Raw genomic sequence first — 13,193 nt, 5'->3', positions numbered from 1 at the left:
CCATGAAAGATACTCTCAGCGACAAGCACATCCGCTGGAACGGCGGCGTTCAAACAGAGGCCGTTGACCGGCTGGTGCAGCCCGGCGGTTGTATCGTGAGCCCAACCAAAGTGGGCTACATCGTGATGACAAGTGACGCCGCTGGTTTGGAGCGCAAATTTTCCGCCAAGAACCGCAAACGCAACAAGCCAGGCGTGGTGCTCTGCGGCTCGATGGACCAGCTGCGTGCGCTGGCGGATCTCAACGACGAAATTGAAGCGTTTTATCAATCACACTGGGACAAAGACATCCTTCTGGGCTGCATCCTGCCATGGAAAGACGGCGCCCGCACCCATATTCCCGATGATGGCTCTGATGCGTTGATGATGGACGGTCGCGGCACCAGCTGCTTTGTAATCAAGTTTGGCACGCCCTCTGAAAACACCGTGCGCACGCTGTGGGAAGAGCACGGAAAACTGGTCTTCGCCTCTTCGGCCAACCCATCAGGCAAAGGCAATCGTGGTTTGGTGGAAGGCATTGGCGAGCAGATCGAAGCCGAGGTGGATATGATCATTGAAGCCAACGACTATGTGGCGTCCATTCAACCGGATGCCGATGAGAAAACCCGTTATGAGCAGGGCGTGATGGTCTCTGTTGTGGATGCCAAAGGCGCCTTGGTGCCGCTGCAAAATGGCAACCGCGATGTGAGTCCCGGGCCGGTGCTGATCCGCAAGGGTTTGGCCTGTACCGAGATCATGGAGCTGATGTCGGAGCACTTTATCAGCTGGGACTACCGCCACGGGCATTACTACTAAGCATCGACAACCTTTGGAGATGCGATCAAGGGGCGTTGCACCGGCAAGTGCTGCGCCCTATTCTCCGCCTGAATTGGGGGAGATGACATGACCATTTCGGTGGAAGAGGCCTTTGCCACGGGCGATTTTGTGGAACTGGCGTTCAGCTTTGCGCCGGTGGGCATTGTGGTCACCGAAAACCGGGTGATCCGCGATTGTAACGACACCTTTGCCGAGATGTTCCGCTATGAGCGCGCAGCCCTCAAAGACAGCACCTTTGCCATCCTCTACCCCACACAGGAAGAGTTCAGCAATATTCGCAACCGCGGTGTGCAGGAGCTGCGTGAGGGCAATTTTTATTGGGACGAGCGGGTGATGATGCGGCGTGGCGGAGAGATGTTCTGGTGCCGCGTGCGCGGGCATACGTTTACACCGGAAGACCCGTTGCAACGCGCGGTGTGGAGCTTTGCTGATATTTCTGACACCCGGCCATATCAGGCGTTGACCCGCCGCGAGCGCGAGGTGTTTTCACTGCTCGCCGAAGGCATGACCAGCAAGGAGATTGCGATCCAGTTGGGCATGAGCAACCGCACGGTCGAGGTGCATCGCGGCAAGCTTTTGAAGAAGTTTGGTGTGTCTAATACCGCGAGCCTTTTCCAGTCATTGGGCGCGATTGGCACGCGGCATATTTATTCGGCCAGCGACGGGACCGTGCGGTAGTGGCGTGAGGGGCCAGCCCCTCTTGAGCGCTGTGCGCTCAATTCACCCCGAGATATTTTTGGAATGAGAAGGCTAAGGCGCTTTGCAGTCCAGCGCGTGCTTTAGGGATGTCTGGTTTTTGAAGCCGCCAAGGGCGCGGGGCGACAGGGCTTTGCCGTCAAAGCGCGTGGCCATGACCTCGGACCAATTGGCGTTGACCGTGATCATCTCTGGATCGTCGCCGCAATCGCGGATACCACCGGAGATGAAGTCTTCGCCGATGCGGTGGTTGGTCAGGCCAGCCTGTGACGCGACTTGGGTCAGCTGATTGTCTTTAAACCGCCAGACGCGCAGGGTTTTGGCCAGATGGGGCCGATCGATATAGGCCACTTCTATGTGGCCGTCGCCGTCAAGATCTGCGGCCCCGATGGGCGCGAGCCAGCGGTTGCGTTGACCGATGTGGGGCGTGGCGGCACGCAGGCCAGTTTCGTCGTAGATGGCCAGGCGGGCACCGCCGGTTTGACTGCTTTCAACCACAATCACTTCTGGTACGCCATCGCCGTCCATATCCATCAGACGCGGTGCGATGTCTTCAAAGACGCGGTCTTGGGGGAGTGTGAGTGCGAGACGCTTACCGTCTTTCAACGTCAGCTCTAGCGTGCCGTACTCGATGGCATCGCCTAGCACGCCATGGGCATATCGGGAGGTTTCGTCTGTGTATCGGGCGGAGGCGATCTCCGCCATCACAGGCGCGGCCATCAGACCCAAACCGACCGCGAGCATTGCGCGGCGCAGCCGGTGTGACAAGAGACGCCGCGCCAACGCCATCAGATTTGCTTTTCTGGCAGTTTGACAACCAGACCGTCCAACGCGTCGGTGACCTTGATCTGACAGGTCAGGCGCGAGGTCGCGGGATCAGGCTCATAAGCAAAGTCCAGCATGTCTTCTTCCATGTCGTCTTTGGCCGGGACTTTCTCGACCCAAGCTGGGTCCACATAGACGTGGCAGGTCGAGCAGGCACAGGCGCCACCGCAATCGGCTTCGATGCCGGGGACATTGTTGTCGCGCGCGCCTTCCATAACAGTCAAGCCATTGGCGACCTCAACAACATGTTCGGTACCGTTATGCTCGACATAGGTGATTTTGGCCATGTCTGGCTCCTTTGGTGAAACTGTTCGCATCTCTAGTTAGGTCAGGGCCTGCGCCGCTTCCACCCCCATTTGCGACAAGCGCTCCCTCCCCTTGCGACAATTTTTAAATGTTCTATATTTGTTCCCATGCAGATTATGAGATCCCCGACCCCCACGTGGCCTCCAGGCATGGCCCCGCATCACGCATGGCCGCGCCCCCCGGCGGCTTTGGTGGCCAGTCGCCTGACGGAGCCCCCCAATGGCGCGCGGATCACCGTGGCCGGGCTGGTGATTCTGCGCCAACGGCCCGGCACCGCCAAAGGCGTGATCTTTGTCACGCTGGAGGATGAGACCGGCGTGATAAATGTAATTGTCTGGCGCAGCCTTTATGAGCATTTCCGCCGCGCGGTGATTGCCGGGCGACTGCTCAGGGTCACCGGGCGCATTCAGCGGGAGAACAATGTCACCCATGTGATTGCCGAGCGGATCGAGGATCTCTCGCCGCTTTTGGACAGTTTGGTCACACCGCCAGCCCCTTCAAGCAAATGACGCGTTTCGCTGCGGCGCAAAACGCGGTATGACAGGGCAAAACACATGAGGCGCGAGCATGCCCGCAGATTTTGCCGCACGATCGGTTCTGGCCGCCACGGCGCTTTTGGCGTTGGGGAGCCTGACGGCGTGCGAAGAGCAAATCACCACCGCGCCTTATATCGCTGCTTTTAACGAGCCTGAAATTATCCGCGCCGAAGATGCCGGAGCGCCGCCCAATGCGCGGCCGGGCAGCTGTTGGGGCCGTCATGTGACGCCAGCCGTGGTGGAAACTGTGAGCGAGCAGGTCATGGTGCAGCCGCCCGAAGTGCTGGCAGATGGCACTGTGATCGCGCCAGGGATTTTCCGCACCGAAACACAGCAGCGCATTGTGCAGGAGCGACGGGAATTGTGGTTTGAAACCCCCTGTGCCGAAGTCTGGACCGAAGAGTTCACCGCCTCTCTGCAGCGGGCTTTGAAAGTACGCGGGCTGTTTTACGGCAGCATCACCGCAGAGCGCGATGCCCGCACCCGCGCCGCCATTCGCCGCTATCAAAGCGCCGAAGGGCTCGACAGTGCCATCCTGTCCCTGGAAAGCGCGCGGCGGCTTGGCTTGGTGGCGGTGCCGCGCGAGGCGTGACCCCACGCAAGAGGACATGAAAAAGGGCGCCGCAGCGGGCGCCCTTCTTTGTTATGATATGTACCCGCGCTTACTCTTCGATGTTAAGCGCCACAAAGCGGGGCTCTCCGGCGCGGCGTACCAGAAGCAACAGGGACTTGCGGCCCGCTTCTTTGGCTTCTTCGATGCGGTCTTCCAGATCGGCAATTGAGGTCAGCTTCTGCTGGCCCGCTTCGGTCAACACATCCCCCGCCCGCAGGCCTTTTTCATAGGCTTTGGACATCTCGTCCACCGCGCTCACCACCAGACCATCGGTGCCTTCCGCCACGCCAAGCTCTTCGCGCATGTCGTCGGTCAACACGGTGACGGTCAGGCCGAGGATTTCTTTCTCAACCGGATCGCTGGAGGGCGCAGGTTGGCTCGCTGGCACAGCGCCTTCAGCCTCTTCCCGGCGACCAAGGGTGATGGCCAGCGTCACCTCACCGCCATCGCGCAACACAACCACATCGACGGTTTTGCCAACATTGGTGTTGCCCACCGCGCGGACCAGACCACGCACGTCGGCCACTTTGGCGCCGTCAAAGGTCAGGATCACGTCCCCCGCCAGCATGCCGCCTTCCAAGGCAGGGCCTTCTGGCACATCGGTGACCATCGCGCCTGCGGCGGATTTCAGACCGTCCACAGCGTCCACCATGTCTTCGGTCACATCCTGAATACGCACACCCAGCCAACCGCGGCGGGTTTCGCCAAATTCTTTCAGTTGATCGACCACCTTGGTGACCACATTGGAGGCCATGGAGAAGCCGATGCCGATGGAACCACCGTTCGGGGACAGGATCGCGGTGTTCACGCCAATCACTTCGCCGTCCATGTTGAACAGCGGGCCACCGGAGTTGCCGCGGTTGATGGCGGCGTCGGTCTGAATGTAGTCGTCATAAGCGCCGGACAAAGCACGACCGCGTTGGGAGACGATGCCAGCAGAGACCGAGAAGCCCTGGCCCAGCGGGTTGCCCATGGCCATGACCCAATCGCCCACGCGGGCGGTATCGCTGTCGCCAAACTCCACAAAATCAAGCGGCTCGTCGGATTCGACCTTCAACAAGGCGATGTCTGTGTTTTTGTCGGTGCCGATAACCTTTGCAGGCAGCTCGCCGCCTTCAAAGAATTCAACGAGGATTTCATCAGCGCCTTCTATGACGTGGTTGTTGGTGACCACAAAGCCATCAGCGGTAATCACGAAACCGGAGCCCAACGCCGAGGTGCGACGAGGACGGTCGCCCTGATCGCCTTGACGGTCCTGGAACTCGCGGAAGAAATCCTCAAACGGGGACCCTTCGGGCACAATGCCTTGCGGGCCACCGGTGCGGCCAGCCACAACGGTTGAGGTGGTGATGTTCACAACAGCAGGGCTGATCTCATCCGCCAAATCAGCAAAGCTGTCAGGGCGTGCTTGCGCAATCAGCGTCTGCGCCATGACAAACAGAATAGATAGAAACGCGAGCCCGGCGATGCGCCAGCTGCGCTGTTGGGTGTCGGGGTACGTAAGGGTGTCAGAAAACACTTTGGGTTCTCCTTTGGTGTACTTGAAACCTGCCGAGTTGCTCCCGGCGTATGCGGAGAAGTGTGGGCATTTCACGCAGCAATGGCAACCACATGCGCGTCGCGCCGCCTAACATGCTTGTGAGTGATCTGTGAAAAAAGTGAATGCACAGCCACGGTCTGGCCACAGTGGTTAAGCTCAGTCCCTGTCAATGTCTCGCCTCTGTCATCCAGCACGCACAGCCTCAGAGGGCCGGTGCGCGCCGCACGGAGTGGGCCTCTTTGCAAGCGAATTGACCCGCTGAGGCGAAGCGTGCTGGATGTCCGAAGGATTTGGCGGATTTTTCGCCTGACGGCCTTGCGGAGCTTGAAAACTCACCCAGAGTTCCTGCAGCTCCGCGCCTTGTCAGCCCAAAAATCTGCCAAACCAGAGGTGTGACATTGATAGGGCCTGAGCTTAATGCACCGTGGCCGAAACCGGTGTCGAAAATTGTGGACGTGCAGGCGCTGCACGGGCCACTTTGCTCAGCGCCATTCCAAACTCTGCCGCCAAACCGGCAAAGCACATCGCCATATCAGGGCGAACCACGAGAGAAGCCAGAAGCGCCGCGTCTTCCTGATCCCCGTTGGCCCCGGCCTCAATCAAATGAGCAAAAACCGCTTCATCTGCACCAAGGCAGCGACAATGACATCCATGGCGACATAGCGCGCGGCGGCCATACTGGCGACCAACTTCCATCAGGTCTTCAAAAACACCTTTGATGTTACGCGCTTGATCCGGACCCAAGCCAACGGTCAGCGTGGATTCCAAATGCGCAATCCCCACCGGATCACGCCCCCAGGAGCGCAGCCAACGAACGGCCAAACGCTCCACATCGCCGAGGTCTTCGAGCAGACCTACGCGCTGCGCCCCTCTATGCAGGGCGCCGCTCATTTTGTCAGGATCAGTTTGCCAGCGCGGGTGATGCGCAGCGTATAAAGCTGGTCGTTCAGGCGGATATGAGCCAGACCGTTGTCGCCAGTCAGTTGGTTGGCGTCATGGACGGGCAGCGCGTTTGCCATTTCGGGAGCTTGCATTTGCAGGGTCATGGGACTCTCCGTTGGTCCTAGTCAATGTGTTGGCTCCCCATTTGGGTGGCTGATGCGCTATTTCTGATTGTTTTAGTCGGGATTGTCAAGCGAGGATTTTTTCCTCTTAAAATAAGGGTAAATTGCCGCCCCTAGGTGCACCGAATTTGCCGAGACCCCATATGAGGAATGCGCAGCACAAGAAAGGCGATTCCTCGTGACCCATCCGCTCAACCCGGCAATTGAGATGGCTTTGCAACAAGCAGACCGCAATGACGAATTCAAGGACCTACCGGGCGCCGGCAAGCCTCTGAAACATCTACATCAACCCAAGGACGCGGTGCTATCCCATTTGATGAAAGAGCGTCAGGCCAAGCCGCAGGCCGTGGTGTTGAAGCAGCAGATTTCCGAGGAGATGGCCAAGCTCAAAACGCTGACTGACGCGGCCGAGCGCAAGGCGCAGATGAAGATTCTAAGCGAGCTCCAACTAAAATTGGCGTTGGAAGTGGAAGCTGTAAACAAATACGGCTGACGCAAAAGGCGCCCCCACAGGGAGCGCCTCACAATCCATTCACAGCAAGGTGAGCGTTTTAGCGCAAACGCGAGCAGCTCTTGAGTTGGGATTGATACATTGCGGCGCGACTCGCCACGTCGTCTGCAACCTTCACCAACCAAGGTTTGTTGCGGTAGTTCCCACGCGCGTAGCCGGTGTGGCCTTCGTGGTAGTTGAGGTACTGCGCGCGCGCATCGCTCAAAGAGACGCCATTGCGGTCGCGGGATTCGTGGAAGTACCAGCCCATAAAATCACTCGCGTCTTTGATGTTGTCACGCTTGGCGCTGCGGTTGCGTGTCTCGCGGCGGTACTGATCCCAGGTGCCATCGAGTGCCTGCGCATAGCCATAGGCGCTGCTTTGACGGCCCATCGGCAGAATGCCCAGCGCGTATTTATGTGGGGTGCGGGCGTCGCCGATGAATTTGCTTTCCTGATAGAGCACGGCCATCTGCACCGACACCGGCACGCCCCATTTGCGTTTGGTGGAGACAAACGCCCGACGGAAATGCGGCTTTTCTTTCAGGATCGCACAGGCGTTATCCAAATTTCGGGGCGCAGAGGTATCCTTCTTGCCGCAGGACGCAACAACAAGCACAACCATCAGCGCGAAGAGAACTCTGCTCATTTGCCTCTCGCTCATTCTTTGTTTTTTTGCCACTTTAGCGGATTTTCCTGCAGAGGGTAAATCACAATGCCGGAATTAGAGCAGAAGAGTCAGCAGAATCGGCAAACCAATCACAGAGACCAGCGTAGAGACCACGACGTAACCGGCCACCGCGTTGCTGTCCGCCTCGTATTTCTCCGCCAAGAGATAGGCAGTGACCGCCACCGGCATCGCCATTTGCAACACCAGCACGCCAAAGAGCGTGCCTGTGAGCCCAAAGGCAAGGCCAATGCCCCACCCAATGGCGGCGCAGATCAGCAGCTTCACCACCGAAAGCCAGATCGCGGTCACGACTCGCCCAGGTGTCAGCCGCGCCACGGCAACCCCCAATGTGATCAGCATCATCGGGATCGCCATCTGACCAATCAGATCCAGCGTGTTGGTCAAAAATTGCGGTGTTTCCCAGTCCATCACCAGAAACAGTGCGCCTAGCAGCGTGGCCCAGATCATCGGCTCTTTGATCATTTTGCCAAAGGCGCCTTCGCCCGCGACAATCCAAATGCCCCAGGTGAAGGACAGGATCGCCGACACCGCGAGCATGACCACAGCGGCCTCCAACCCAGGCTGGCCAAAAGCAAACAGCGCCAGCGGGATGCCAAGGTTGCCGGTGTTGCCGAAGATGATCGGTGCCAAATACGTCCGCAGGCTCAGGCCGGTGGCCTTGAGCAGCGCCCAGCCAATGGCACCCACCACAATATAAGTTACGGTGCCTGCCAAAGTGAGCTTCGCCAAGTCGCCCAAATTGGCCTCGGTTTTCATCAGCGCGGTGAAGATCAGACAGGGCACTGCCAGTGTCATGGCAAGGCGCGTGACAAACTGAATGCGGTATTCAAACCCCGCTTTCACCCAGGCAAAACCCACCCCCGCGACCAGAAAGACCGGCGCGACAATTTCCAGAACTGTTAAGATTAAGTTCACAGACTGTTTCCTGCTAAAATTCGGCTAAAGTTGGACAAAGCCCCCTTGCAGCGTCTATCTTTGGGATGTAGGGGCTGCAATACATGCTTAGAACACGCGCAAAATATTACCTCGGTCAAGTTGTCCGTCACCGCAAACACCCGTTCCGGGGTGTGGTGTTTGACGTAGACCCTGAGTTCGCCAACACCGAAGAATGGTATGAGGCAATTCCAGAGGACAGCCGTCCTGTGAAGGATCAGCCGTTTTATCATCTGCTGGCGGAAAACGACCAGAGCTACTATGTGGCCTATGTGTCTGAGCAAAATCTGATCGCTGACTATTCCGGCGAACCGGTGAGCCACCCTGATTTGGACGATATGTTTGGGCCTTTTGAAGATGGGGCCTATCCACTGCATTACGCGCTGAACTAGCGCACATCCAGAAGGGATGGAAACGCCGGGTTGCAAGGGCCCGGCGTTTTTGCTTTTAGGCGGTCTCGATGGGCGCGCCGCGCTTTTTCCACGTCGAGAACCCGCCTTCCATTTCCGCGATATTCTCCACGCCCATGTCCTGTAACGCCTTCACAGATAGGGCAGAGCGCCACGCGCTCGCACAGAACAGGATCAGGGTTTTGTCCGTGGCCAGCGCCTCTTTGTGATATGGGCTGTCGGGGGCAATCCAGAACTCCAACATACCGCGCGGGGCGTGGAACGCCCCGGTGATGCGGCCCTCGCGCTCCAACTCACGCGGGTCTCGAATGTCGACAAACAACGCCTCACCAGCGGCCACTTTGGCTTCGGCCTCTTCCTGGCTCAGGCTGGTGATCTCTGCCTTGGCGGCGTCGACCAGCTCTTTGATTGGGGTAATGGGCATGGCTTAGTATCCTATCGCTGCGCCGTCTTTGCGCGGGTCAGAGGCGCCTTCGAGCACGCCGTTTTTGTGAATACGGATCGCCTGCGCGCCGCCGATGGGCATGTCGGGCACCACAACCTTGTGGCCCATGTCCGCGAGTTCTTGTTTAACGCTGTCGCTGTAGCCGCGTTCCAGCTTCAACTCGCCGTCCTCGACAAAGGAGCGTGGGGAGTCCAGCGCGGTTTGTGGGTCCATGTCAAAGTCTTCCATATTGGACAGCACCCGCGCGTGGCCGTTGGGCTGATAGTGGCCGCCCATCACGCCAAAGGGCATTTCCACGCGGCCTTCGCGGCGGATCATGCCGGGGATGATGGTGTGCATCGGGCGTTTGCCGCCTTTGAGCTCATTGGGATGCCCTTCCTGCAGCGTGAAGCCACCACCGCGGTTCTGCATCAGGATGCCAAACTTATCCGACGCAATGCCCGAGCCAAAGGCGTGGAAGATCGAATAAATCATCGACACCGCCATGCCGTCTTTGTCCACCACCGACAGGTAGACCGTATCTTTGTGCACGGCCTCGGTCAGCGGTGCGGGCGCGGCCATGGCACGTTTAGGATCAATCAATGCGGCGAGTTTGTCTGCGGTTTCCTGTGCCAGCATATGCGCCGTGCGCGTGGTGTGATCCGGATCGGCAATCAGGCGGTCGCGCGCGTCATAAGCCAGTTTGGCGGCCTCAGCTTCGATATGCGTGCGCTCCACACCAAAGGGGTCCATCGACGCAATGTCAAAATGCTTCAGGATGTTGAGCAAGAGGATCGCGGTGGCGCCTTGCCCGTTTGGCGGATGCTCGAGCAGCTCGGCGCCCTTGTAGGTGCCGCCGATCGGCGTGGCATCGTTCCCGGCGGTGGCTGCAAAGTCTTCCATGGTGTGTACGCCGCCCATGGCGCGCAGGGTGGTCACCATGTCTTCGGCGATCTCGCCGGTATAGAAGGCGTCGCGGCCCTGCGCGGCCACACGGCGCAGCACTTCGGCCTGGCCCGGTGCGCGGAAGATGTCGCCTTTGTTCAGCGGCTTGCCATCGCGCAGATAGTGCCGCCGTCCGTGGCCTTGCAAATTGCTTTGGGTCTGGTGCCAGTCAAAGGCGGAGCGCGGCCCGACGGGAATACCTTCTTCGGCGTAGTGGATCACCGGAGCCAGGCTGTCAGCGATGCCGAGCTTGCCGTATTTCTCAGACAGTGTGCAGAAGCCATCGATAGCGCCTGGCACCGTCACAGCTTCAACGCCGAACAGCGGCACCGCATCCAAACCACGCGCGCGCAGATCAGCGGCATCCGCAGCGGACGGGGCACGACCGGAGCCGTTGAAGGCAAAAACCTCTTCGCTGCCTGCGGGAGACACAAGGGTGAAACAATCGCCACCAATGCCGGTGGAGGCCGGTTCACAAATGCCCAGCAGGACAGAGCCAGCGATGGCCGCATCCATGGCGTTGCCACCCTGGCGCAGAATATCTACGGCCACCTGCGCTGCCAGAGGCGTCGAGGTGGCGCACATGCCATTGGTCGCCATAACTGGTGACCGGCCCGGAAAATGAAAATCTCGCATGACGTCTCCCTAATTCACATGTGAAGTTTATCGGGAGATACGTGTGATGCAACCAGTTGGACCACGTTAGGCCCAGGATTGCCGATCAGTCGGGGACGCGGAAGCTAAGCTCGTTGTGTCCTGTGGAGTGGCGTTGATAGCCAATGTCTTGTGCCAGCGAGCGTACCAGCCCCCAGCCAAAGCCGCCTTCGGGCATGTCCAGAAGGTCACGATCCAGATCGGGCATAGTCCCGTCCGGCAGTTGGCTGTCCGGCATTTCGGCGCCGTTGTCGCGCACTTCGACAAACCAGCATTGGTCCGCGTAGTTGCAGGCGATCACAATCTGTCCGTCACTGCGCCCGGCCAGCGCATGCTCCACCACATTGTTCAGCACCTCGGCCAGCACAATTTCAAGCACACCCGCGTTGCAGGCCGCAAACTCCTGTGCCGTCAGCTTGTGACGCAGAGTCTCGAGCGCATTGCGCACCTCCGTGGGGGTGCCCTTCAGCTCGATGTGGATATCAGCCTTTGGTTTAATCAATCTGGGGTGTGTCCCTAACATCAGATCAAAGGGTCAAACGACAAATGCGTCGTCCAAAGAATTATGAATACGGAACACAGTGTCCATACGGGTCAAACGGAAAACTTTATCCACATTTTCGTTAAGGCCCGCCAATTCCAGGGGGTTCTTACCGCCCAGTTGCTTCATGGCCGCGACAATGGCGCCCAGCCCGCTGGAGTCGATGAAGTCCACTTCGGACAGGTTCAGGACAACCCGGCCATCAGCCGTGTCGGTTTCTTCACGCATGCGATCTTTGAATTGGATGGCCACGGACGCATCAATGCGCGACTCGTGAACAGATACCACAAGGGCATCACCCTCTGCCTTACTCGACAGATTCATATGACGTCTCCTTCACCTTTCGTCCTTGGCACAAGTCTAGGCCCCAATGGTTACCAATGTATGAGCAAATCCCGTGGATCTACGGAATTGCGCCGGGGTTACAATTGGCGCAAAGAGCCCTGTAACATCCTTGCAAAGATTTTCAGGCAAGGCCAAGGGCAATTGGATTTGATGGGACTGCGGAGGAGCAAAAACCATGAAAAAAGTAGTGATTGCAGGGGCGGCCCGCACGCCAATGGGCGGATTTCAGGGCGCTTTTGACGGTGTCGAGGCCGCAGAGCTTGGCGGCACCGCGATTCGAGCGGCGCTGGCAGATGCGGGTGCCACCACTGCCGACGAAGTGTTAATGGGCTGCGTTTTGCCAGCGGGTCAGGGTCAGGCGCCGGCGCGTCAGGCCGGGTTCAAAGGCGGCCTTGGCGAAGAGGTGCCTGCCACAACCCTTAACAAAATGTGCGGCTCTGGCATGAAAGCGGCAATGATGGCGTTTGACAGCGTGGCGCTAGGTGATCGGGACGTGATGATCGCCGGCGGCATGGAAAGCATGACCAACGCGCCCTATGTGCTGCCCAAAATGCGCGGCGGCGCACGGATTGGTCATCAGCAGGTGGTGGACCACATGTTCCTTGACGGCTTGGAAGATGCCTATGACAAGGGCCGCCTAATGGGCACCTTTGCCGAAGACTGCGCCGAGAGCTTTCAGTTCACCCGCGAGGCGCAGGACGAGTATGCCCTCAAATCCCTGTCCAACGCTTTGGAAGCGCAGAAGTCTGGCGCGTTTGAAGGCGAGATTGCCGCGGTGACGCTGCAGACCCGCAAAGGTGAGGTGGAGATTGCCGAAGACGAACAGCCCGGCAACGCACGCCCAGAAAAGATCCCACAGCTGAAGCCCGCTTTCCGCAAAGACGGCACCGTGACGCCAGCCAACAGCTCGTCGATTTCCGACGGTGCGGCCGCTCTGGTTGTGGCCTCAGCAGAGGCCGCAGAAGCACAGCGCCTGAAGGTGCGTGCGGAGATTGTTGGCCATGCCAGCCATGCACAAGCGCCCGGCCTGTTCACCACGGCGCCTGTACCAGCGGCGCAGAAGCTGTTGGAGAAGATTGGCTGGAAAAAGGAAGACGTGGATCTCTGGGAGGTCAATGAAGCCTTTGCCGTGGTGCCGATGGCCTTCATGCATGAAATGGGCCTGAGCCGCGACATCGTGAATGTGAACGGCGGCGCCTGTGCTCTGGGTCACCCGATTGGCGCGTCTGGCGCCCGCATCATGGTCACCTTGCTGAACGCACTGGAAAAACGGGGGTTGAAGCGCGGTGTGGCAGCGATCTGTATTGGTGGTGGGGAAGGCACCGCCATTGCGATTGAACGCGTCTAAGCGCTGACAATAACAGA

The 13,193-nt window shown here is 58.8% G+C and carries 18 protein-coding genes; 7 read left to right on the top strand and 11 right to left on the bottom strand.

Annotation, left to right across the window (positions count from 1 at the left end; all coding sequences use genetic code 11):
* The first annotated feature begins 2 nt into the window (after window positions 1-2).
* Together MK208_RS01465 and MK208_RS01460 are read left to right on the top strand one after the other, a co-directional pair.
* Window positions 3-794, top strand: a complete 792-nt coding sequence (locus MK208_RS01465; protein ID WP_294113175.1) for a Sua5/YciO/YrdC/YwlC family protein — start codon at window positions 3-5, stop codon at window positions 792-794.
* A gap of 87 nt (window positions 795-881) precedes the next feature.
* A complete protein-coding gene (locus MK208_RS01460) occupies window positions 882-1,493 on the top strand; it encodes a LuxR C-terminal-related transcriptional regulator (RefSeq protein ID WP_294113173.1) in 612 nt (203 codons plus the stop codon).
* Between the two features lie 72 nt (window positions 1,494-1,565).
* Here MK208_RS01460 and MK208_RS01455 read toward each other — a convergent pair whose 3' ends face one another.
* Both MK208_RS01455 and MK208_RS01450 read right to left on the bottom strand, forming a co-directional pair.
* Window positions 1,566-2,255: a VCBS repeat-containing protein gene (locus tag MK208_RS01455; RefSeq protein ID WP_294113170.1), complete on the bottom strand. Its 690-nt coding sequence runs from the start codon at window positions 2,253-2,255 to the stop codon at window positions 1,566-1,568.
* Between the two features lie 44 nt (window positions 2,256-2,299).
* Window positions 2,300-2,623, bottom strand: a complete 324-nt coding sequence (locus MK208_RS01450) for a 2Fe-2S iron-sulfur cluster-binding protein (protein ID WP_294113167.1) — start codon at window positions 2,621-2,623, stop codon at window positions 2,300-2,302.
* 135 nt (window positions 2,624-2,758) lie between these two features.
* Between MK208_RS01450 and MK208_RS01445 the strand changes: the two genes are divergently transcribed.
* Both MK208_RS01445 and MK208_RS01440 read left to right on the top strand, forming a co-directional pair.
* Window positions 2,759-3,151 carry an OB-fold nucleic acid binding domain-containing protein gene (locus MK208_RS01445; RefSeq protein WP_294113258.1) on the top strand — a complete coding sequence of 131 codons (393 nt, stop codon included), beginning with the start codon at window positions 2,759-2,761 and terminating at the stop codon, window positions 3,149-3,151.
* A 58-nt stretch (window positions 3,152-3,209) separates the two neighbouring features.
* Window positions 3,210-3,770, top strand: coding sequence for a peptidoglycan-binding domain-containing protein (locus MK208_RS01440; protein ID WP_294113164.1), 561 nt, complete (start codon window positions 3,210-3,212; stop codon window positions 3,768-3,770).
* Window positions 3,771-3,840: 70 nt separating this feature from the next.
* On the opposite strand, the gene MK208_RS01435 is transcribed toward MK208_RS01440, so the two are convergent.
* From MK208_RS01435 to MK208_RS01425, 3 genes are all read right to left on the bottom strand, one after another.
* Window positions 3,841-5,223: a Do family serine endopeptidase gene (locus MK208_RS01435; RefSeq protein ID WP_294113257.1), complete on the bottom strand. Its 1,383-nt coding sequence runs from the start codon at window positions 5,221-5,223 to the stop codon at window positions 3,841-3,843.
* 522 nt (window positions 5,224-5,745) lie between these two features.
* A complete protein-coding gene (locus tag MK208_RS01430) occupies window positions 5,746-6,222 on the bottom strand; it encodes a hypothetical protein (RefSeq protein ID WP_294113162.1) in 477 nt (158 codons plus the stop codon).
* Window positions 6,219-6,377 (bottom strand): hemin uptake protein HemP, encoded by a 159-nt coding sequence (locus MK208_RS01425; RefSeq protein ID WP_168591412.1) that lies wholly within the window; start codon window positions 6,375-6,377, stop codon window positions 6,219-6,221. The genes MK208_RS01430 and MK208_RS01425 overlap by 4 nt, the downstream gene beginning before the upstream one ends.
* A gap of 196 nt (window positions 6,378-6,573) precedes the next feature.
* On the opposite strand from MK208_RS01425, the gene MK208_RS01420 reads away from it, so the two are divergent.
* Window positions 6,574-6,888 (top strand): DnaJ family domain-containing protein, encoded by a 315-nt coding sequence (locus tag MK208_RS01420; RefSeq protein ID WP_294113160.1) that lies wholly within the window; start codon window positions 6,574-6,576, stop codon window positions 6,886-6,888.
* Window positions 6,889-6,946: 58 nt separating this feature from the next.
* Here the strand turns inward: MK208_RS01420 and MK208_RS01415 are convergent, their stop codons facing one another.
* Window positions 6,947-7,534 carry a lytic transglycosylase gene (locus tag MK208_RS01415; RefSeq protein ID WP_294113157.1) on the bottom strand — a complete coding sequence of 196 codons (588 nt, stop codon included), beginning with the start codon at window positions 7,532-7,534 and terminating at the stop codon, window positions 6,947-6,949.
* Between the two features lie 75 nt (window positions 7,535-7,609).
* Window positions 7,610-8,491 carry an AEC family transporter gene (locus MK208_RS01410; RefSeq protein WP_294113154.1) on the bottom strand — a complete coding sequence of 294 codons (882 nt, stop codon included), beginning with the start codon at window positions 8,489-8,491 and terminating at the stop codon, window positions 7,610-7,612.
* An 83-nt stretch (window positions 8,492-8,574) separates the two neighbouring features.
* Here MK208_RS01410 and hspQ point away from each other — a divergent pair, with 83 nt between their 5' ends.
* On the top strand, window positions 8,575-8,901 hold the full coding sequence (gene hspQ / locus MK208_RS01405) for a heat shock protein HspQ (RefSeq protein ID WP_168591416.1): 327 nt from the start codon (window positions 8,575-8,577) through the stop codon (window positions 8,899-8,901).
* Between the two features lie 55 nt (window positions 8,902-8,956).
* Here the strand turns inward: hspQ and MK208_RS01400 are convergent, their stop codons facing one another.
* The 4 genes from MK208_RS01400 to MK208_RS01385 form a co-directional block, all read right to left on the bottom strand.
* Entirely contained in the window at window positions 8,957-9,343 is a 387-nt protein-coding gene (locus MK208_RS01400; protein ID WP_294113150.1) for a rhodanese-like domain-containing protein, read from the bottom strand.
* A gap of 3 nt (window positions 9,344-9,346) precedes the next feature.
* Window positions 9,347-10,924 (bottom strand): gamma-glutamyltransferase, encoded by a 1,578-nt coding sequence (gene ggt / locus MK208_RS01395; protein ID WP_294113148.1) that lies wholly within the window; start codon window positions 10,922-10,924, stop codon window positions 9,347-9,349.
* A gap of 85 nt (window positions 10,925-11,009) precedes the next feature.
* Window positions 11,010-11,444 (bottom strand): ATP-binding protein, encoded by a 435-nt coding sequence (locus tag MK208_RS01390; protein WP_294113146.1) that lies wholly within the window; start codon window positions 11,442-11,444, stop codon window positions 11,010-11,012.
* 33 nt (window positions 11,445-11,477) lie between these two features.
* Window positions 11,478-11,807 carry an STAS domain-containing protein gene (locus tag MK208_RS01385; protein ID WP_294113144.1) on the bottom strand — a complete coding sequence of 110 codons (330 nt, stop codon included), beginning with the start codon at window positions 11,805-11,807 and terminating at the stop codon, window positions 11,478-11,480.
* A gap of 196 nt (window positions 11,808-12,003) precedes the next feature.
* Between MK208_RS01385 and MK208_RS01380 the strand changes: the two genes are divergently transcribed.
* The gene (locus tag MK208_RS01380) at window positions 12,004-13,176 is read left to right on the top strand and encodes an acetyl-CoA C-acyltransferase (RefSeq protein ID WP_294113142.1); all 1,173 of its coding nucleotides are present in this window, start codon (window positions 12,004-12,006) and stop codon (window positions 13,174-13,176) included.
* Window positions 13,177-13,193: the final 17 nt, after the last annotated feature.

This window comes from Shimia sp. (assembly GCF_022448905.1).
In the GTDB taxonomy this organism is placed as follows: domain Bacteria; phylum Pseudomonadota; class Alphaproteobacteria; order Rhodobacterales; family Rhodobacteraceae; genus Shimia.
The sequence above is the reverse complement of the archived record's forward strand: the minus strand, read 5'-3'. Positions and strand labels throughout refer to the sequence as shown.

Bases quoted from the DNA above. Each gene is read 5' to 3' on its own strand.
- MK208_RS01465 (WP_294113175.1), top strand. From the start codon at position 3: ATGAAAGATACTCTCAGCGACAAGCACATCCGCTGGAACGGCGGCGTT.
- MK208_RS01460 (WP_294113173.1), top strand. From the start codon at position 882: ATGACCATTTCGGTGGAAGAGGCCTTTGCCACGGGCGATTTTGTGGAA.
- MK208_RS01455 (WP_294113170.1), bottom strand. From the start codon at position 2,255: ATGCTCGCGGTCGGTTTGGGTCTGATGGCCGCGCCTGTGATGGCGGAG.
- MK208_RS01450 (WP_294113167.1), bottom strand. From the start codon at position 2,623: ATGGCCAAAATCACCTATGTCGAGCATAACGGTACCGAACATGTTGTT.
- MK208_RS01445 (WP_294113258.1), top strand. From the start codon at position 2,759: ATGAGATCCCCGACCCCCACGTGGCCTCCAGGCATGGCCCCGCATCAC.
- MK208_RS01440 (WP_294113164.1), top strand. From the start codon at position 3,210: ATGCCCGCAGATTTTGCCGCACGATCGGTTCTGGCCGCCACGGCGCTT.
- MK208_RS01435 (WP_294113257.1), bottom strand. From the start codon at position 5,223: ATGGCGCAGACGCTGATTGCGCAAGCACGCCCTGACAGCTTTGCTGAT.
- MK208_RS01430 (WP_294113162.1), bottom strand. From the start codon at position 6,222: ATGAGCGGCGCCCTGCATAGAGGGGCGCAGCGCGTAGGTCTGCTCGAA.
- MK208_RS01425 (WP_168591412.1), bottom strand. From the start codon at position 6,377: ATGACCCTGCAAATGCAAGCTCCCGAAATGGCAAACGCGCTGCCCGTC.
- MK208_RS01415 (WP_294113157.1), bottom strand. From the start codon at position 7,534: ATGAGCAGAGTTCTCTTCGCGCTGATGGTTGTGCTTGTTGTTGCGTCC.
- hspQ (WP_168591416.1), top strand. From the start codon at position 8,575: ATGCTTAGAACACGCGCAAAATATTACCTCGGTCAAGTTGTCCGTCAC.
- MK208_RS01400 (WP_294113150.1), bottom strand. From the start codon at position 9,343: ATGCCCATTACCCCAATCAAAGAGCTGGTCGACGCCGCCAAGGCAGAG.
- ggt (WP_294113148.1), bottom strand. From the start codon at position 10,924: ATGCGAGATTTTCATTTTCCGGGCCGGTCACCAGTTATGGCGACCAAT.
- MK208_RS01385 (WP_294113144.1), bottom strand. From the start codon at position 11,807: ATGAATCTGTCGAGTAAGGCAGAGGGTGATGCCCTTGTGGTATCTGTT.
- MK208_RS01380 (WP_294113142.1), top strand. From the start codon at position 12,004: ATGAAAAAAGTAGTGATTGCAGGGGCGGCCCGCACGCCAATGGGCGGA.